This window comes from Streptomyces sp. NPDC043427 (assembly GCF_056436655.1).
In genome coordinates, this window is the sequence record NZ_JBWKCC010000007.1 from 1 (window position 1) to 19216 (window position 19216).

At 69.4% G+C, this 19216-nt stretch carries 12 protein-coding genes, 1 tRNA gene and 1 rRNA gene; 13 read left to right on the plus strand and 1 reads right to left on the minus strand.

What is annotated here, in order from left to right:
* The 3 genes from rrf to AC067M_RS14580 form a co-directional block, all read left to right on the plus strand.
* Window positions 1-93: ribosomal RNA gene (gene rrf / locus AC067M_RS14570) — 5S ribosomal RNA — on the plus strand; the annotation flags it as partial.
* Between the two features lie 115 nt (window positions 94-208).
* Window positions 209-871 (plus strand): DegT/DnrJ/EryC1/StrS family aminotransferase, encoded by a 663-nt coding sequence (locus AC067M_RS14575; protein ID WP_478697562.1) that lies wholly within the window; start codon window positions 209-211, stop codon window positions 869-871.
* Between the two features lie 75 nt (window positions 872-946).
* A tRNA-Thr gene (locus tag AC067M_RS14580) sits at window positions 947-1019 on the plus strand.
* Window positions 1020-1070: 51 nt separating this feature from the next.
* Here AC067M_RS14580 and AC067M_RS14585 read toward each other — a convergent pair.
* Window positions 1071-3821, minus strand: a complete 2751-nt coding sequence (locus tag AC067M_RS14585; protein WP_478697346.1) for a SpoIIE family protein phosphatase — start codon at window positions 3819-3821, stop codon at window positions 1071-1073.
* Window positions 3822-4208: 387 nt separating this feature from the next.
* Between AC067M_RS14585 and AC067M_RS14590 the strand changes: the two genes are divergently transcribed.
* The 10 genes from AC067M_RS14590 to AC067M_RS14635 form a co-directional block, all read left to right on the plus strand.
* Complete coding sequence (locus AC067M_RS14590) at window positions 4209-9686, plus strand: HAMP domain-containing protein (protein WP_478697347.1); 5478 nt, start codon at window positions 4209-4211, stop codon at window positions 9684-9686.
* A 339-nt stretch (window positions 9687-10025) separates the two neighbouring features.
* A complete protein-coding gene (locus AC067M_RS14595; protein ID WP_478697348.1) occupies window positions 10026-10712 on the plus strand; it encodes a response regulator in 687 nt (228 codons plus the stop codon).
* 124 nt (window positions 10713-10836) lie between these two features.
* Window positions 10837-13602 (plus strand): DNA translocase FtsK, encoded by a 2766-nt coding sequence (locus AC067M_RS14600; RefSeq protein WP_478697349.1) that lies wholly within the window; start codon window positions 10837-10839, stop codon window positions 13600-13602.
* A 267-nt stretch (window positions 13603-13869) separates the two neighbouring features.
* A complete protein-coding gene (locus AC067M_RS14605) occupies window positions 13870-14706 on the plus strand; it encodes a helix-turn-helix domain-containing protein (protein WP_478697350.1) in 837 nt (278 codons plus the stop codon).
* Window positions 14707-14790: 84 nt separating this feature from the next.
* Window positions 14791-16263, plus strand: a complete 1473-nt coding sequence (gene rimO, locus AC067M_RS14610) for a 30S ribosomal protein S12 methylthiotransferase RimO (protein WP_478697351.1) — start codon at window positions 14791-14793, stop codon at window positions 16261-16263.
* Window positions 16260-17027 carry a CDP-diacylglycerol--glycerol-3-phosphate 3-phosphatidyltransferase gene (gene pgsA / locus AC067M_RS14615; RefSeq protein WP_478697352.1) on the plus strand — a complete coding sequence of 256 codons (768 nt, stop codon included), beginning with the start codon at window positions 16260-16262 and terminating at the stop codon, window positions 17025-17027. The genes rimO and pgsA overlap by 4 nt, the downstream gene beginning before the upstream one ends.
* Window positions 17024-17569 (plus strand): CinA family protein, encoded by a 546-nt coding sequence (locus tag AC067M_RS14620; protein WP_478697353.1) that lies wholly within the window; start codon window positions 17024-17026, stop codon window positions 17567-17569. The genes pgsA and AC067M_RS14620 overlap by 4 nt, the downstream gene beginning before the upstream one ends.
* A 109-nt stretch (window positions 17570-17678) precedes the next feature.
* The gene (locus AC067M_RS14625; protein WP_030178264.1) at window positions 17679-18053 is read left to right on the plus strand and encodes a helix-turn-helix domain-containing protein; all 375 of its coding nucleotides are present in this window, start codon (window positions 17679-17681) and stop codon (window positions 18051-18053) included.
* 203 nt (window positions 18054-18256) lie between these two features.
* Window positions 18257-18727, plus strand: coding sequence for a Dps family protein (locus tag AC067M_RS14630; RefSeq protein WP_478697354.1), 471 nt, complete (start codon window positions 18257-18259; stop codon window positions 18725-18727).
* Window positions 18728-18858: 131 nt separating this feature from the next.
* Window positions 18859-19216: hypothetical protein (locus tag AC067M_RS14635; RefSeq protein WP_478697563.1), on the plus strand; the 358-nt coding region annotated here is incomplete at its 3' end.

Consider the following 19216-nt stretch of genomic DNA (forward strand, 5'->3'; position numbering starts at 1 on the left):
ACGCCCGGTTACATTCCGAACCCGGAAGCTAAGCCTTACAGCGCCGATGGTACTGCAGGGGGGACCCTGTGGGAGAGTAGGACGCCGCCGAACAAATTTTGAAAGGGTTGGACCCTGAACCTTTGGTTCCGGGTCCAACCCTTTTTTGTTTCCCGTCACTTGAAGTTCACGTTGCGCAACCAACATCCAGAGCATGGGTACTGCTGCAATGCTCAGGGCCGCCGGCATAGGTGTCGGCGACGAGGTGGTCGTGCCGGCCTTCGGCAACGTGGAAGTCGCCGAGGCGGTGACCCTCGCCGGGGCGCTTCCGGTGTTCGCCGACATAGACGCGGTGACCTACTGCCTTGATCCATCCGCTGTCGAAGCGGTCATAACTCCGCGGACGGCGGCCGTCGTTGCCGTACACCGCTTCGGGCGGCCTGCCGACGTCGTGCGGCTGCACGGTGTGGGGCAGCGGCACGGGCTGCTCGTGCTGGAGCAGGCGGAGTCCGAGTCGCCGTACGACGAGGTGGCGCAGCGCAGGCAGCGTGCCGCTTACCTCGACGGGAAGTTGCGGGGGGTGCGCACGCCCGACGGTGGGGACGGGCACACCTACCAGCAGTACGTCGTGCGGGTGCCCGGGAACGGGCGGCCGGACCGGGACGCGTTCGCTCGGGCCGTACGGGGCAAGGGCGTTGACTGCCGGGTACCGGTGAAGACTCCCGTGCACCGTCTGCCCGAGTTCCGGCGGTGTGTGTCCCTGCCGGAGACCGAGCGGGCCGCCGACGAGACGCTCGCGTTGCCGGTGGACGCCTTGCTGACGAAGCGGGACATGCAGCGGACCGTGGCCGCGTGCAACGCGCTCGGTGGACTGCTGCAGCCCGCCTTCTGAACGGGTTTGGGAGCACGGGTCTGTCCGGGGTATGATCTATTCCGTTGCCGCGAGGGAAACCTCAAAGGGTGACAGGCCCCTATAGCTCAGTCGGTAGAGCGTCTCCATGGTAAGGAGAAGGTCAACGGTTCGATTCCGTTTGGGGGCTCAAGAATTAAGGCCCCCGCCCTTTCGGGCGGGGGCCTTTTCCATGCCCTCGTCAGTCCTTGTGGATGCCCGGGACGCGCATCGCCAGGATGGCCATGTCGTCGGAGGGGGCGTCCGAGGCGAAGCGTTCCACGGCGCGCATGATGCGGGCCGCCACCGCGCCCGCCGTCAGGCCCGTGCAGGTGGTGAGGACGTCGGCGAGGCCGTCGTCGCCCAGCATGCGCGTGCCCTCGCGGCGCTCGGTGACGCCGTCCGTGACGCACAGGAGGACATCACCCGGGTCGAGGGTGACCGTCTGCTCGTAGAGCTCAAGGTCGTCCATGACGCCGAGGAGCGGCTGGGGCTCGGCGGCCGCCTCGACCGTGCCGTCCTGGCGCAGGCGGAGGGGGAGGGGGTGGCCGGCGCAGACCACCTTCAGCTCCGCGCTGCCGTCCTCCTGGGGGCGCAGTTCGCCGTAGAGGAGGGTCAGGAAGCGGCTGCGGGCTCCCTCGTCGAGGATCGCGGAGTTCAGGCGTTCAAGGACGGCCGGGCCGCTGAGGCCCTCGCGGGCCAGGAGGCGCAGGGCGTGCCGGGCGAGGCCGGTGACCGCGGCCGCGTTCGGGCCCGTACCGCAGACGTCGCCGATGGCGAAGCCGTATGCGCCGTCGCGGATCGGGAAGACGTCGTAGAAGTCGCCGCCGACCTCGTTGCCCTCGCCGGCCGCGCGGTAGATGACCTCGACTTCGACGCTGTCGATCTCGGGAAGCTCGGGCGGCAGGAGGCTGCGCTGGAGGGCCTGGCTGATGGCCGTGCGCTCCGAGTAGAGGCGGGCGTTGTCCAGGGCCAGGGCGGCCCGGCGGGAGAGGTCCTCGGCCAGTTCCAGGATCTCCTGGCGGAAGTGTTCGTCGGTTGGCTTGCCGAGCGTGAGCATGCCGATGACGCGGTTGCGGGCGACGAGGGGGAGGACGACCGTCTCGCCGCCCACCGCCGAGGCCGTCGCCAGGGTCGGGCCGATGCCGGAGCTGACCGTCGTGGGCTCGCCCAGGCCGAGGCTGCGCATGGAGGTGCGCAGGGCGGCCTGGTGGGCGGCTTCCGCGGGGGCCGGCCAGACGCGGGCGCCGGGGGTGGGGACCGGGTCGGGCGGCGAGATCTTCGACAGCAACGACTTGATGCCGTCGATGAGTTCCTCGTCCTCGTGCAGGACGTACGACAGGTAGGGCTCCGAGGCCTGGTCGGCGATCGTGTAGACCGCGCACCAGGTGGCCAGAGTCGGGACGGTCATCTGGGCCATCAGTGCCAGGGTCTGGTCGCGGTCCAGGGTTCCGGCGAGGAGGTCGGAGGCTTCGACGAGGAAGCTGAGCGAGCCTCGGCGCAGGCGTTCCAGCTCGCCCAGGCGGGCCGACTCGACGGCCAGAGCGATGCGGTCGGCCGCGAACTGCAGGCGCAGCGCCTCCTCGTTGGAGTAGCGGCCGGGAGATTCCGCGGCGACGCCGAGGGAGCCGGTGAGGCGGCCCTCGACCTTGAGGGGGACCGTCACCACCGAGCGCATTCCGGTGCCGTTCAGCAGGGGTACCGCGCCCGGCACGGCCGTCAGGTCCTCGTGGACGGCCGGCATGCGGGCCGAGCCGTAGCGCCCGGGGCCCGCCTCGACGGGCACGCGCGCGAAGCGCTGGCGGGCGGAGGGCAGGCCGGTGGAGGCGCGGACCTCCAACTCCGTCTCGTCGTCGGTCGCGAGGAGCAGGAAGGCGGAGTCGGCGTCGAGCATGTCGCGGGCGCGTTCGACCGTGCGCTGGAGGAGGCCGTCGAGGTCGTCGGGGGCCGGGGAGCCGATGAACACCTCGAAGGGGTCGTTGCTCGGGCCGTCGGTGGCGGGCGTCGTGTCGGAGGACGGGACGCGCAACGGAGTCTGGAGAACAGCCCGTTCGTGGTCACGTACGAGGAGGCACACAGTTGACGGCTCGCCGCCGGTGTCGCGGACGCGGAGGTGGGAGGCGTACACGGGGGTCACGCGTCCGTCGGCGCCGCGGATGCCGTAGCTGCCCTCCCAGCGGGAGAGTTGGAGAGCCTCGGCGATGCCGGTGCTGGTGCCAGGGGTGTGCGGCCAGGCCGCGAGGTCGGTGAGGGGCTTGCCGACGACCTGGTCGGCGGCGTAGCCGAAGAGTTCTTCGGCGTCCTCGTTCCAGGCGGAGATGGCGCCCGTACGGTCGATCTGGACGACCGCGACGCGGACGCGGCCGTCGGCGAGGGGGAGGAGGTCGGCGGGGAGCGACGGGCCTGCCGTGCGGGTGCCCACCGGGCGTTCCGGGAGGTCGAGTTGGAACCACACCTGCTTGTGCGTGGGTGTGTACTCGACGCCCCAGCGGCCGGCGATGGCCGCGCAGAGCTGGAGGCCGCGGCCGCCCTCGCGGTCCAGGTTGCCCATGTTGACGGCCGCGCCCTGGAGGGGGATCTCGCGCTCGGGGTAGCGGTCGGCCACCTCGATCCGTACGCCGTCGTCGCTGCGTAGACACAGGACGTCGGCGTGGGTGCCGGCGTGCACCACGGCGTTGGTCACGAGTTCGCTGGTGAGGACGACGGCGTCGTCGACGATGTCGCCGAAGCCCCAGCCCTGGAGGGTGTCGCGGACGAAGGAGCGGGCGGTGGCGACGGATCGCCCGACAGGCTCGAAGCTGGCGGCCGCGCGCGCGGTGATCACAGAACTCCTCGACCGGTTGTCGGCGTGCTGGGCTGCCTGACCGACCTGCTCGCTCCGCTGGTGCGGCGGCAGCGCGCTCGTCGGCCGGGGGTCCGGGGTCTGTCCCCCCGGGATCAGTCCGGTGGTCATGTGTGCGGCCGCCCCTCCGATGCCCGCTCGTCCTCGTGCCTCCGCCCAGGCCGGACGGGCCGGCGCGGCTGGACAGCCGCATGCAAGGTTACTTACCTTCCCCCACCGTGCGGATGCCGGTCGCCTCTGATTCCGTCCTCCGGGTGTGCGGACCGTGTGCGAAGCTGCCGAACTGTTATGGCCTGGTTGGGTGAGGGTGAAACACTGGGCAAGCTTCTTGTGAAGGTCCGGGCAGGTCGCGTGTCTTCTGTGTATGTCGGGAAGCAGCCCCTTGGCCCGAGCTGATTACATCGGGCAGGAATACGCAGCAGTAGCAGCAGCAACCGGTACGCCGAGAAGCACAACCCCAGCACAGCAGTAACGGTCGACCCCTGCGGGAGGGACACAGTGGAGTCTGGCGCAGCGACGCGGAGCACGAAGGCGCGCGCGAAAGGCGGACAGTCCCTGAGCAAGCAGCGCACACCACGAGGCGGGACCACTGTCGTGGACACGGCCGCCCTGAACCGGCTGCTGGCGGCCCTGGTGTCCATGCGCGACGGGAACTTCCGCAGGCGGCTCACGGTGTCCGGGGACGGCGTGATGTCGGAGATCTCGGCGGTCTTCAACGAGGTCGCCGACCGCAATCTGCAGCTGACGGGTGAGCTGTCGCGGGTGCGGCGCATGGTGGGACGTGAGGGAAAGCTCACGGAAAGGCTGGAGACGGGCGCCTGTGAGGGTGCCTGGGCGACGGCCATCGACAACTCCAATGCACTCGTGGAGGACCTCGCACGGCCTGTTTCCGAGGTCAGCCGGGTGCTGTCGGCGGTGGCCGAGGGTGATCTGTCGCCGCGTATGGAGCTGCGGACGCACACCCCGGAGGGGCCCGGGCATCCGTTGCGCGGTGAGTTCCTGAAGGTCGGGCGGACCGTCAACAACCTTGTCGACCAGCTGTCGACGTTCACCGACGAGGTCACGCGTGTGGCCAGTGAGGTCGGCACGGAGGGCAAGCTGGGCGGGCAGGCCCAGGTGCGCGGCATGTCCGGTTCGTGGAAGGACCTGACGGACTCCGTCAACACGATGGCGGACCGGCTGACGGCGCAGGTGCGGGACATCGCGCTGGTGACGACGGCGGTCGCCAAGGGTGACCTGTCACGCAAGGTCACGGTTCATGTCGCCGGCGAGATGCTGGAGCTGAAGAACACCGTCAACACGATGGTCGACCAGCTCTCCGCGTTCTCCTCCGAGGTGACGCGCGTCGCCCGTGAGGTGGGCACCGAGGGCATCCTGGGCGGCCAGGCGCAGGTGTCCGGCGTCGACGGTGTGTGGAAGGAACTCACCGATTCGGTGAACACCATGGCCGGCAACCTGACGGCCCAGGTGCGCGGGATCGCACAGGTGACCACGGCGGTCGCCAACGGTGACCTCTCACAGAAGGTGACCGTTCCGGCGCGCGGTGAGGTCGCGCAGCTCGCCGACACGATCAACCAGATGACCGAGACGCTGCGGATCTTCGCGGACGAGGTCACGCGCGTGGCCCACCAGGTCGGCTCCGAGGGGCGCCTGGGCGGGCAGGCGAACGTGCCGGGTGCCGCGGGGACGTGGAAGGACCTCACCGACTCGGTGAACACCGTCTTCCGGAACCTGACCACTCAGGTGCGGGACATCGCGGCGGTGACGACCGCGGTGGCCAACGGTGATCTGTCGCAGAAGGTCACGGTGGACGTGGCCGGCGAGATGCTGGAGCTGAAGAACACCGTCAACGGGATGGTCGACCAGCTGTCGGCGTTCGGTGCCGAGGTCACGCGCGTGGCGCGCGAGATCGGTGTCGAGGGTGAGCTGGGTGGTCAGGCGCAGGTGTCCGGGGCGGCCGGTACGTGGAAGGACCTCACCGACTCCGTCAACACCGCGTTCCGCAACCTCACCGGGCAGGTGAGGAACATCGCCCAGGTGACGACGGCGGTGGCCAACGGTGACCTGTCGCAGAAGGTGACCGTCGACGTCTCCGGCGAGATGCTCCAGCTGAAGAACACCGTGAACACGATGGTGGACCAGCTGTCGAGCTTCGCCGACCAGGTGACCCGGATGGCCCGTGACGTGGGCACGGAGGGCCGGCTGGGCGGTCAGGCCCGGGTGGACGGTGTGTCCGGCACCTGGAAGGAGCTCACCGACTCCGTCAACTTCATGGGCGGCAACCTCACCTCTCAGGTGCGGCAGATCGCTCAGGTGACGACGGCGGTGGCCCGCGGTGACCTGTCGCAGAAGATCGACGTCGACGCGCGCGGCGAGATCCTCGAGCTGAAGAACACCATCAACACGATGGTCGACCAGCTGTCCGCCTTCGCCGACCAGGTGACCCGGGTCGCCCGCGAGGTGGGTACGGAGGGCCGGCTGGGCGGTCAGGCGCAGGTGCCCGGCGTCGCCGGTGTGTGGCGCGATCTGACCGACTCCGTGAACGGCATGGCGTCCAACCTGACCGGCCAGGTGCGCAACATCGCCCAGGTGGCCACGGCGGTGGCCCGGGGTGACCTGTCCCAGAAGATCACCGTGGACGCGCGCGGGGAGATCCTGGAGCTGAAGAACACCCTGAACACGATGGTCGACCAGCTGTCGTCGTTCGCCGAGGAGGTCACGCGTGTGGCCCGCGAGGTGGGCACGGAGGGCATCCTCGGCGGTCAGGCCGAGGTGCAGGGTGTCTCCGGCACCTGGAAGGACCTCACGCAGTCCGTGAACTTCATGGCGAACAACCTGACCATCCAGGTCCGCAACATCGCCGAGGTCACGACTGCGGTCGCGAAGGGTGACCTGTCGAAGAAGATCACCGTTGACGCGAAGGGCGAGATCCTCGAGCTCGTCACGACCGTCAACACGATGGTGGACCAGCTGTCGTCGTTCGCCGAGCAGGTGACCCGCGTGGCCCGCGAGGTGGGCACCGAGGGCATCCTGGGCGGCCAGGCGCACGTGCCGGGTGTCACGGGCATCTGGAAGGACCTCAGCGACAACGTCAACCTGATGGCCAAGAACCTGACCGTTCAGGTGCGCAACATCTCCCAGGTCGCCGCGGCGGTCGCCAACGGTGACCTGACGCGGACGGTGACGATCGAGGCGCGCGGTGAGGTGGCGCAGCTCGCCGACACCTTCAACACGATGGTGAAGACGCTGAGTTCCTTCGCCGATCAGGTCACCAAGGTGGCCCGTGAGGTGGGTACGGACGGCATTCTCGGCGGTCAGGCGCACGTGCCCGGTGTGGCCGGTACGTGGAAGGACCTCACCGAGTCGGTGAACCAGATGGCGTCCAACCTGACGGGCCAGGTGCGCAACATCGCCATGGTCACGACGGCCATCGCCAAGGGTGACCTGACGAAGAAGATCGACATTGACGCGCGCGGGGAGATCCTCGAACTGAAGACGACCATCAACACGATGGTCGACCAGCTGTCGAGCTTCGCCGAGGAGGTCACCCGAGTCGCCCGTGAGGTGGGTACGGAGGGGCAGCTCGGCGGTCAGGCACGCGTGCGTGACGTCGACGGCACCTGGCGCGACCTCACCGAGTCGGTGAACGAGATGGCCGGGAACCTGACCCGGCAGGTGCGTGCCATCGCGCGCGTGGCGACCGCGGTGACCCGTGGCGACCTGAACCTGAAGATCGACGTGGACGCGTCCGGGGAGATCCAGGAACTCCAGGACTACATCAACAAGATGATCGCCAACCTGCGCGACACCACGATCGCCAACAAGGAGCAGGACTGGCTCAAGGGCAACCTGGCCCGTATCTCCGCGCTGATGCAGGGCCGCCGGGACCTGGAGGACGTGGCCTCGCTGATCATGAGCGAACTGACGCCGGTGGTCTCGGCGCAGCACGGCGCGTTCTTCGTGGCCGTGTCGTCGGCCGACGGCTCGGGGGATCCGTACGAGCTGCGGATGCTGGGCTCGTACGGCTATTCGATGGGCTCCATGCCGACGTCGTTCGCGCCGGGTGAGGCGCTGGTCGGTACGGCCGCGGAGGAGAAGCGCACGATCCTGGTGGAGAACGCGCCGAGCGGCTATCTGAAGATCTCCTCGGGGCTCGGCGAGGCGCCGCCCGCGCAGGTGATCGTGCTGCCGGTGCTGTTCGAGGGCAGCGTGCTCGGGGTGATCGAGCTGGCGTCGTTCACGCCGTTCACGCAGATCCAGAAGGACTTCCTCAACCAGATCGCCGAGATGATCGCGACCAGCGTCAACACGATCTCCGTCAACACCAAGACGGAGCAGCTGCTGAAGCAGTCGCAGGAGCTGACCGAGCAACTGCGGGAACGGTCGGCGGAGTTGGAGCAGCGGCAGAAGGCCCTCCAGGCGTCCAACGCCGAACTGGAGGAGAAGGCCGAGCTGCTGGCCCAGCAGAACCGCGACATCGAGGTGAAGAACACCGAGATCGAGGAGGCGCGGCAGGTCCTGGAGGAGCGTGCCGAGCAGCTCGCGGTGTCGATGCGCTACAAGAGCGAGTTCCTGGCGAACATGTCGCACGAGCTGCGGACGCCGCTGAACTCGCTGCTGATCCTGGCCAAGCTGCTCGCCGACAACGCCGAGGGCAACCTCTCGCCGAAGCAGGTCGAGTTCGCCGAGACCATCCACGGTGCCGGTTCCGACCTGCTCCAGCTGATCAACGACATCCTCGACCTGTCGAAGGTCGAGGCGGGCAAGATGGACGTCTCCCCGACGCGTATCGCGCTGGTGCAGCTCGTCGACTACGTGGAGGCCACCTTCCGGCCGCTGACCGCGGAGAAGGGGCTCGACCTGTCCGTGCGGGTGTCGCCGGAGCTGCCGGCCACCCTGCACACCGACGAACAGCGGCTGTTGCAGGTGCTGCGCAACCTGCTGTCGAACGCGGTGAAGTTCACCGACTCCGGGTCGGTGGAGCTGGTCATCCGGCCGTCCGGGCAGGACGTCCCCGTCGGTATTCGCGAGCAGCTCCTGGAGGCCGGTTCGCTCACCGATCCGGACGCGCCGCTGATCGCGTTCTCGGTGACCGACACCGGCATCGGCATCGCGGCCAGCAAGATGCGGGTGATCTTCGAGGCGTTCAAGCAGGCCGACGGCACCACCAGCCGCAAGTACGGCGGTACGGGCCTCGGGCTGTCCATCTCGCGGGAGATCGCGCAGCTGCTCGGCGGTGAGATCCACGCGCAGAGCGAGCCGGGACGCGGCTCGACGTTCACGCTGTATCTGCCGCTGCACCCGAGTGAACTGCCGCCGCAGGGCTATCAGCAGCTCGTGTCGGCTCTGGCGCCGGGAGAGCTGGTGGCGGCGGCGGAGAGGGCGGCGGCAGAGCCGGCCGAACTCTCCGGCCCGGAGATCGAGACGCCGGCCGAGGTGAAGTCGTACCGGGAGACGCAGAACGGCCCGGCCGCGCTCTTCCGGCGCCGGCGCAGGCAACTGCCGGGCAACGGACATCACCGGGCCGTGCAGCAGGAGCAGCAGCCGTGGTCGGTCGCGGAGCAGGAGCCGGCGCCGCAGGCGCACCCCGGGATCCGGTTCGGCGGCGAGAAGGTGCTGATCGTCGACGACGACATCCGCAACGTGTTCGCGCTGACCAGTGTTCTGGAGCAGCACGGTCTGTCGGTGCTGTACGCCGAGAACGGCCGTGAGGGCATCGAGGTGCTGGAACAGCACGACGACGTGGCGGTCGTCCTGATGGACATCATGATGCCCGAGATGGATGGATACGCGACGACCACGGCGATCCGCCGGATGCCGCAGTTCTCCGGGCTGCCGATCATCGCGCTCACCGCGAAGGCGATGAAGGGCGACCGGGAGAAGGCGATCGAGTCCGGCGCCTCCGACTATGTGACGAAGCCGGTCGACCCCGACCATCTGCTCGCGGTGATGCAGCAGTGGATGAGGGTCGAGTGACCGAATGGCAGGACTTGTCGAGGGTTCGTCGAAGGTTCGTGCCGATGTGGCGGGAACCTTCGAGGTGCGCGAGGAGTTGCTGGTGGAGTTGCTGACTGAGGGTTCCGAAAGCCGTGTAGAACCACGGTGTTCGGGGAACCTTCTGGTCTCCCGCTGCGTTTCTGCTACGTGCACAGTGACATCACGGTGACAGGGTGTGGCGACGGGCGGGGTGCGGCTACGATGACCGGCACGAGGACGGGCGGCGCAAGGGAGTCGTCCCCTGGGGCGGCACCGGGCGGTGTCACCCCAAGTCCTGCGGACAGGGGAGGCCCCATGCCGGGGCGAGGAGGGCGGGCCATGGTGCAGAAGGCCAAGATCCTCCTGGTCGATGACCGGCCGGAGAATCTGCTGGCGCTGGAGGCGATCCTCTCTGCGCTCGATCAGACGCTGGTGCGGGCATCGTCCGGGGAAGAGGCGCTCAAAGCACTGCTGACGGACGACTTCGCGGTCATTCTGCTGGATGTGCAGATGCCGGGAATGGACGGTTTCGAGACGGCGGCGCACATCAAGCGGCGGGAGCGGACGCGGGACATCCCGATCATCTTCCTCACCGCCATCAACCACGGCCCCCACCACACTTTCCGGGGGTACGCGGCGGGAGCGGTCGACTACATCTCCAAGCCGTTCGACCCGTGGGTGCTGCGCGCCAAGGTCTCCGTGTTCGTCGAGCTGTACATGAAGAACTGCCAGCTGCGTGAGCAGGCGGCGCTGCTGCGGCTCCAGTTGGAGGGCGGTGGCGGCAAGGCGGCGGCCGGTGGGGCCAAGGAGCCCGCGGGTCTGCTCGCCGAGCTCTCCGCGCGGCTCGCGGCCGTCGAGGAGCAGGCCGAGGCGCTGTCCAAGCAGCTGGACGACGAGTCGGCGGACGCGGCGGCAGTGGCCACGGCGGCCCACCTGGAACGCAAACTCACCGGCCTGCGCCGGGCGCTGGACGCCCTGGAGCCGGGCACCGGAAACGGTGGCGCGACGGTACCGTCGCAGAACTGACGCGTGCCGCGCACGCAGTTGCGCGTGAGCGCGCGTCAGTTTCACGCCTCGACGAGGGCGACACGAACGGGTGAAGCAGTGGGCGCACGTGTCCACAGTCGTCTCCACCGGTAATCTCACACCTATGGCCTCACGTCCCTCCGCAGCCAAGAAGCAGCCCGCCAAGAAGGCGGCTGCTCCCGCGAAGGCTCCGGCGAAGAAGGCCGCTGCCAAAAGGGCCCCGGCGAAGAAGGCTCCGGCGAAGAAGGCGCCCGCCAGAAAAGCCGCGGCCAAGAAGCCGGTGCCGCCACCGGCGCCGAGCCCCACCGGGGGCGTCTATCGGCTCGTGCGTGCCCTCTGGCTCGGGCTCGCCCATGCCGTGGGCGCGGTGTTCCGCGGAATAGGGAACGGCGCGAAGAACCTCGACCCGGCCCACCGCAAGGACGGCGTCGCGCTGCTGCTGTTGGCCATGGCACTGATCGTCGCCGCGGGGACCTGGGCCGATCTGCGCGGGCCCGTCGGCGACCTCGTCGAGATCCTGGTGACCGGCTCCTTCGGCCGCCTGGACCTGCTGGTGCCGATACTGCTCGCGGTCATCGCCGTGCGCTTCATCCGTCACCCCGAGCAGCCCGAGGCCAACGGCCGCATCGTGATCGGCCTGTCCGCGCTCGTCATCGGCGTGCTCGGCCAGGTCCACATCGCCTGTGGCGCGCCCGCCCGCAGCGCCGGGATGCAGGCCATAAGGGACGCCGGCGGTCTCATCGGCTGGGGAGCGGCGACCCCGCTGACGTACACCATGGGCGACGTCCTCGCCGTACCGCTGCTCGTGCTGCTCACGGTCTTCGGGCTCCTGGTCGTCACGGCCACCCCGGTCAACGCCATCCCGCAGAGGATGCGGCTGCTCGGCGTGAAGCTGGGCATCCTGCACGACCCCACAGAGAACGACTACGCCGAGTACCCCGAGGATGACGAGCGCTACGACGAGCAGTGGCGCGAGGCGCTGCCCGCGCGCCCCCGTCGGCGCTCGAGCGCCCCACAGGCGTACGACCCCGACAGCGCCGAGCAGGAGGCCCTCTCCCGGCGCCGTGGCCGTCCCCGGCGCTCCGCCGTGCCGCAGCCCGACATGGGGCGGCAGATGGACGCGGTGGATGTCGCCGCGGCGGCCGCGGCCGCCCTCGACGGTGCTGTCCTGCACGGCATGCCGCCCTCGCCGGTCGTCGCCGACCTCACCCAGGGCGTGCACGTGGGCGATCGCGAGGACACCACGCCGACGCCCGTCCCGGCACCGGCCGCGCGCCCCCGGCAGGAGAAGCCCAAGCAGGACAAGCCCAAACAGGGCAACCTCAGCTCCGGGGAGGTCCCCGACCTCACGAAGGCGCCGCCCCCGCAGGAGCGCGACCTGCCGCCGCGTGCCGAGCAGCTGCAGCTCTCCGGCGACATCACCTATGCGCTGCCCTCCCTCGACCTCCTCACGCGCGGGGGCCCCGGAAAGGCGCGCAGCGCCGCCAACGACGCGGTCGTCGCCTCGCTCACCACCGTCTTCACCGAGTTCAAGGTCGACGCGGCCGTCACCGGCTTCACGCGCGGGCCGACGGTCACGCGCTACGAGGTCGAGCTCGGCCCCGCCGTGAAGGTCGAGCGGATCACCGCGCTGACGAAGAACATCGCGTACGCCGTGGCCAGCCCGGACGTGCGGATCATCAGCCCGATCCCCGGCAAGTCCGCGGTCGGCATCGAGATCCCGAACACCGACCGGGAGATGGTCAACCTCGGCGACGTGCTGCGCCTCGCGGAGTCCGCGGAGGACGACGACCCGATGCTGGTCGCGTTCGGCAAGGACGTCGAGGGCGGCTACGTCATGCACTCGCTGGCGAAGATGCCCCACATGCTGGTCGCCGGCGCCACCGGCTCCGGCAAGTCGTCCTGCATCAACTGTCTGATCACCTCGGTCATGATGCGGGCGACCCCCGAGGACGTCCGGATGATCCTGGTCGACCCCAAGCGCGTCGAGCTGACCGCCTACGAGGGCATCCCGCACCTGATCACGCCGATCATCACCAACCCCAAGCGGGCCGCCGAGGCGCTCCAGTGGGTCGTACGGGAAATGGACCTGCGCTACGACGACCTGGCGGCGTACGGCTACCGGCACATCGACGACTTCAACCGCGCTGTGCGCGAGGGGAAGGCCAAGCCGCCCGAGGGCAGTGAGCGCGAGCTGCAGCCCTACCCGTACCTCCTGGTCATCGTCGACGAGCTCGCCGACCTGATGATGGTCGCGCCGCGGGACGTCGAGGACGCCATCGTGCGCATCACGCAGCTCGCCCGCGCGGCCGGCATCCACCTGGTGCTCGCCACCCAGCGGCCGTCCGTCGACGTCGTCACCGGCCTGATCAAGGCGAACGTGCCCTCGCGGCTCGCCTTCGCCACTTCCTCCCTCGCCGACTCGCGCGTCATCCTCGACCAGCCCGGCGCCGAGAAACTCATCGGCAAGGGTGACGGGCTGTTCCTGCCGATGGGGGCCAACAAGCCGACCCGTATGCAGGGCGCGTTCGTGACCGAGGAAGAGGTCGCGGTGGTCGTCCAGCACTGCAAGGACCAGATGGCGCCCGTCTTCCGGGACGACGTCACCGTGGGCACCAAGCAGAAGAAGGAGATCGACGAGGACATCGGCGACGACCTCGACCTGCTGTGCCAGGCCGCCGAGTTGGTGGTCTCGACGCAGTTCGGGTCGACGTCCATGCTCCAGCGCAAGCTGCGCGTCGGCTTCGCGAAGGCCGGGCGGCTGATGGACCTGATGGAGTCGCGGGGCGTCGTCGGCCCCAGTGAGGGATCGAAGGCTCGTGACGTTCTTGTGAAGCCTGACGAGTTGGATGGTGTGCTCGCGGTGATCCGCGGGGAGGCCGAAGGGTAAGGGAAAACGGGAGCGCGACGGTGGTCTCGCGGGCGGGAGCGCAACCGGGTGATGTTCGGATCGTGACTCACCCGTAAGGGATCATTGAGCAACCGTTTCCGTTCGGCATACGTCAAGTTGAGGGAAGTAACAAGCACGTACCGCACCGTCGGAGTGTCCGGCCATTCCGATGGCGTACAAGCCCCGCCGTCCGGTTGCCCCACCTTTTTGCACCACCCCTAGACTGAACCTCCAGCACAGGTGGCTACACGCTCGAAAGGCGCCCCCGTGTCCATCGGCAACTCCCCTGAAGACGAGCGTCCGTTCGAAGACGTTTCCGAGGAAGCCCGCCCCTCCATCGGCCGTACGTTGCAGCAGGCGCGTATCGCGGCCGGGCTGACCGTCGACGATGTCAGTACCGCCACCCGTGTCCGCATCGCCATCGTGCACGCGATCGAAGCGGACAACTTCGCGGCCTGTGGTGGCGACGTCTACGCCCGTGGGCACATCAAAACGCTGGCCAAGGCCGTCCACCTCGATCCGGTCCCGGTGCTCGAACAGTACGACGCCGACCACGGCGGCCGACCGGCGCCCACCCCGGCCGCGCCCCTGTTCGAGGCGGAGCGCATCCGCCCGGAGCGGCGCGGGCCGAACTGGACCGCGGCCATGGTCGCCGCGATCGTCGTCGTGGTCGGCTTCGTCGGGTTCACCGTGCTCAAGGGCGGCGGCGACGGCGGCGCGAAGGAACAGGTCGCCGACGGCACCACGCCCACCGCCACCGACTCCGCCTCTCCCACCACGAAGACGACCAAGCCCGACGAGAAGCCCGACCCCACGGACAGCGCCATCGCGGCCGCGCCGCAGGACAAGGTGACCGTCCAGGTGAGCGCCGTCGACGGGCGCAGCTGGATCTACGCCAAGGACCACAACGGCCGGATGCTCTTCGACGGGCTGCTCAAGAAGGGCCAGTCCAAGACCTTCCAGGACAGCACCAAGATCAACCTCGTCCTCGGTGACGCCGGGGCCATTCAGCTGTACGTCAACGGCAAGAAGATCGACGACGACTTCCAGCCCGGGGCCGTGGAGCGCCTGACCTACACCAAGGGCGACCCGCAGGTCGGCTGACCGGCGTACGCGTGTTCGGGGTTGGCCAGGACGGGCCAACCCCGTCGACGTGGGGTGTCAGCGGGACGAAGTACTCTTGAGCCCATGCCTGAACGCCGTACCGTCGCACTGGTCACCCTTGGCTGCGCCCGTAACGAGGTGGACTCGGAGGAGCTCGCAGGCCGTTTGGAGGCGGACGGCTGGCAGCTCGTGGAGGACGCCGCGGAAGCCGACGTGGCCGTCGTCAACACCTGTGGCTTCGTCGACGCCGCCAAGAAGGACTCTGTCGACGCCCTCCTCGAGGCCAACGATCTCAAGGGGCAGGCGAGAACGCAGGCCGTCGTGGCGGTGGGCTGCATGGCCGAGCGGTACGGCAAGGAACTCGCCGAGGCCCTCCCCGAGGCCGACGGCGTGCTCGGCTTCGACGACTACGCCGACATCTCCGACCGCCTCCAGACCATCCTTTCCGGCGGCATCCACGCCGCGCACACCCCGCGCGACCGGCGCAAGCTGCTGCCGATCAGTCCGGCCCAGCGCCAGGAGTCGGCCACCGAGGTCGCACTGCCCGGGCACGGCCCGGCCGACCTTCCGGACGGCCTCGCTCCGGCCTCCGGCCCCCGCGCGCCCCTGCGCCGCCGGCTGGACGGCGCCCCCGTCGCCTCGGTGAAGCTCGCCTCGGGCTGCGACCGGCGCTGCTCCTTCTGCGCCATCCCGTCCTTCCGCGGCTCCTTCATCTCCCGTCGCCCGAGCGACGTGCTGAACGAGACACGCTGGCTGGCCGAGCAGGGCGTCAAGGAGATCATGCTGGTCTCCGAGAACAACACCTCCTACGGCAAGGACCTGGGCGACATCCGGCTGCTGGAGTCGCTGCTGCCCGAGCTCGCCCAGGTCGACGGCATCGAGCGGGTGCGCGTCAGCTACCTCCAGCCGGCCGAGATGCGCCCCGGCCTCATCGACGTGCTGACCGCCACCGAGAAGGTCGCGCCCTACTTCGACCTGTCCTTCCAGCACTCCGCGCCCGGCGTGCTGCGCGCGATGCGCCGCTTCGGCGACACCGACCGCTTTCTGGAGCTGCTCGACACCATCCGGAGCAAGGCCCCCGAGGCCGGCGTGCGCTCCAACTTCATCGTCGGCTTCCCCGGCGAGTCCGAGGCCGACCTGGCCGAGCTGGAGCGGTTCCTGAACGGGGCCCGGCTGGACGCCATCGGTGTCTTCGGCTACTCCGACGAGGAGGGCACGGAAGCGGCGACGTACGACAACAAGCTCGACACGGACGTCGTCGCCGAGCGGCTCGCCCGCGTCTCCCGGCTCGCCGAGGAACTGGTCTCGCAGCGCGCCGAGGAGCGCCTCGGTGAAACCGTGCGCGTGCTCGTGGAGTCGGTCGACGGCGAGGAGGGCGCGTACGGCCGTGGGGCGCACCAGGCGCCGGAGACGGACGGCCAGGTGCTGCTCACGAGCGGCGAAGGCCTGGGCATCGGTCGTATGGTCGAGGCGAAGGTGGTCGGCACGGAAGGTGTCGACCTGGTGGCCGAGCCGCTGCGTGGCTCGCTCGCTTTGAGTGAGGAGGCGGGCAGATGACGGGTGTTCCGGCATCAGCCGCGGGTGGCTCCTCCCAGGCGAAGGGGCCGGTGCCGACGGCCGCAGCGGCCCAAGCGTCGGGCTCGTCCTCCGGCGCCGCGTCCGATGGCGGTTCGGCAGGGCAGGGCGGTGCCAAGTCGGCGCGGGGCGGGAAGATCGCTGCCGCCGCCGTCAACCAGGCCAGCGTCTGGAACATCGCGAACCTGCTGACCATGCTCCGGCTGATCCTGGTGCCGGGCTTCGTCGCGTTGATGCTGGCCGACGGCGGATACGACCCGGCCTGGCGCTCGCTCGCCTGGGCCGCGTTCGCCATCGCCATGATCACCGACCTGTTCGACGGCCACCTCGCGCGGACGTACGACCTCGTCACGGACTTCGGGAAGATCGCCGACCCCATCGCCGACAAGGCGATCATGGGGGCAGCGCTGATCTGTCTCTCCGCACTGGGCGACCTGCCGTGGTGGGTGACCGGCGTCATCCTCGGCCGGGAACTCGGGGTCACGCTCCTGCGTTTCTGGGTCATCCGGTACGGCGTCATCCCGGCGAGCCGGGGCGGCAAGCTCAAGACGCTGACCCAGGGCGTGGCGGTCGGGATGTATGTGCTGGCGCTGACGGGATGGCTGGCCACGCTGAGGTGGTGGGTGATGGCCGTGGCGGTCGTGTTGACCGTGGTGACCGGCCTCGACTATGTGAGACAGGCCATTGTGCTGCGCCGGCAGGGAATTGCCGAGCGCAAGGCCGCGTTGGAGGAGACGGAAGCGTGAGTTCCACGGCCACCGACGTGGTGCGACTACTCACGGTGAGGGGTGAAACCCTCGCTGTGGCGGAGTCGCTGACCGGGGGCCTGGTCGCGGCGGAGATCACATCGGTCCCCGGTGCGTCCAAGGTCTTCCAGGGGTCCGTGACGGCGTACGCCACCTCCCTGAAGCACGAGCTGCTCGGTGTCGACGCCACCCTGCTGGCCGACCGTGGAGCGGTGGACGCGCAGGTCGCGGCCCAGATGGCGGCCGGAGTGCGCAAAGCGCTGGGTGCCGACTGGGGTATCGCGACCACCGGCGTCGCCGGACCGGAGCCGCAGGACGGACAGCCGGTCGGGACGGTCTTCGTGGCCGTCGACGGGCTCGTGGGAGCGGATTCCGTTTCCGCCGCTGGCGGAAAAGTGGAGGCGCTGCGGTTGAACGGCGACCGCGCGGAAATCCGTATGGAGAGTGTACGGAGCGTACTCGCACTGCTCCTGACAGAGCTTGTGAGCGAACACACTGGGAATGAGCGGACACAGGATACGGAACGGAACGGGGGGTTTTGATGTTTGCAGCCCTGAGTGAACACGACATCGCTCCCCGCACGGCCGCGGCGCGAGGCGGTACGGTGGGGCGAGAAGGATGCGGCTACGCGGTCCGAGGAGGGAGCCACCGATGATTCTGCTCCGTCGCCTGCTTGGTGACGTGCTGCGTCGGCAGCGCCAGCGCCAGGGCCGTACTCTGCGCGAAGTCTCCTCGTCCGCCCGAGTCTCACTCGGCTATCTCTCCGAGGTGGAGCGGGGGCAGAAGGAGGCTTCCTCCGAGCTGCTCTCCGCCATCTGCGACGCGTTGGACGTACGGATGTCCGAGCTCATGCGGGAAGTGAGCGACGAGCTCGCCCTCGCCGAGCTGGCCCAGTCTGCTGCGGCCACCGAGCCCGTTCCCACGCCGGTTCGTCCGATGCTGGGTTCCGTGTCGGTGACCGGTGTGCCACCGGAACGGGTGACCATCAAGGCACCCGCGGAAGCGGTGGACGTGGTCGCCGCGTGAGGTTCACGCGCGTGCGTGTGTGATGCGTGTGTGAGCCTGTATGTACCGATGACGTGCACGTGCGCCGTGCACGCATGAGGCCCCGGCCGGGGCTTCTCCGGAAGGTCCCGGAGGAGTGCGGTCGGGGTTTTCGCGTTGCCGGGGTGGGGTGCGGCGGTCATGGTGGAGGGACATGGCCGGGGGCGAACCCACGGAGGATGTGGATGTACGTCGTCAAGAGCCCGCTGTCGGACGCCGCGCTGAAGACCGTGTCCGAGGCGCTGCAGGGCGCGCTCGTCGATCTGCTGGATCTGTCACTCGTCGCGAAGCAGGTCCACTGGAACGTCGTCGGGCCCCGGTTCCGCTCGGTCCATCTCCAACTCGACGAGGTCGTGGACACCGCGCGCACGCACTCCGACACCGTGGCGGAGCGTGCTTCGGCGCTGGGCGTCCCGCCGGACGGGCGCGCAGCGACGGTCGCCTCCGGAAGCGGTATCGGTCCGGTGTCCGAGGGATGGATCAAGGACACGGACGCGGTGAGAACGCTGGTGGGGGCACTGGGCGCGGTGATCGTCCGGATGCGGGAGCGGGTGGCGGCGACCGGGGACCCGGATCCCGTCAGTCAGGACATCTTCATCCAGATCACGGCGGATCTGGAGAAGCATCACTGGATGTTCCAGGCGGAGAACGGGTGAGGGTGGCTGAGTAGCGGCCAGGTGCCTTCTCGCTCGTGGTCGGCCGCGCTGAGGGGTGCTTCGTCGTGCCACCTGTGCGCCCTGTGCGCGCGCAGGAGCGTCGACTTAGCGTCCGGCTGGAGGTGGCGGCGATGACGAGGACCTGGGGGGCGTGGGGGGCCGCCGTGGGGCTTGGGGTGCTGTGGTGGTGGGCTGTGCTGCGGATCGCGCTGGCGCCGGACGCGGGAGTGCTGGAAGGGGCGATCGCGGCCGGGGGGTGGGGGCTGAGTCTGTTGCCGGTGCACTGCGTGGCCAAGGCGCGAGCGGTGGGCGCGGTCGGTGCGGGGCGGTGGGCGGAGGCGTGGCGGGGGGCTGGGGAGGGCGGCCGGTTCTCTGGGGCGCGTGCCGGCGCCGGCTTGGGGGATGGGGAGCGCGGTGACGCCGAGGGGGACCATGGTGGCGCAGACGGGGGTCGTGGTGGCGCAGACGGGGGTCGTCGTGGCGCCGAGG

Excerpts from the sequence above, each read along its gene's own strand:
- AC067M_RS14575 (WP_478697562.1), top strand. The coding sequence starts at position 209 with ATGCTCAGGGCCGCCGGCATAGGTGTCGGCGACGAGGTGGTCGTGCCG.
- AC067M_RS14585 (WP_478697346.1), bottom strand. The coding sequence starts at position 3,821 with ATGACCACCGGACTGATCCCGGGGGGACAGACCCCGGACCCCCGGCCG.
- AC067M_RS14595 (WP_478697348.1), top strand. The coding sequence starts at position 10,026 with ATGGTGCAGAAGGCCAAGATCCTCCTGGTCGATGACCGGCCGGAGAAT.
- AC067M_RS14600 (WP_478697349.1), top strand. The coding sequence starts at position 10,837 with ATGGCCTCACGTCCCTCCGCAGCCAAGAAGCAGCCCGCCAAGAAGGCG.
- rimO (WP_478697351.1), top strand. The coding sequence starts at position 14,791 with ATGCCTGAACGCCGTACCGTCGCACTGGTCACCCTTGGCTGCGCCCGT.
- pgsA (WP_478697352.1), top strand. The coding sequence starts at position 16,260 with ATGACGGGTGTTCCGGCATCAGCCGCGGGTGGCTCCTCCCAGGCGAAG.
- AC067M_RS14625 (WP_030178264.1), top strand. The coding sequence starts at position 17,679 with ATGATTCTGCTCCGTCGCCTGCTTGGTGACGTGCTGCGTCGGCAGCGC.
- AC067M_RS14630 (WP_478697354.1), top strand. The coding sequence starts at position 18,257 with ATGTACGTCGTCAAGAGCCCGCTGTCGGACGCCGCGCTGAAGACCGTG.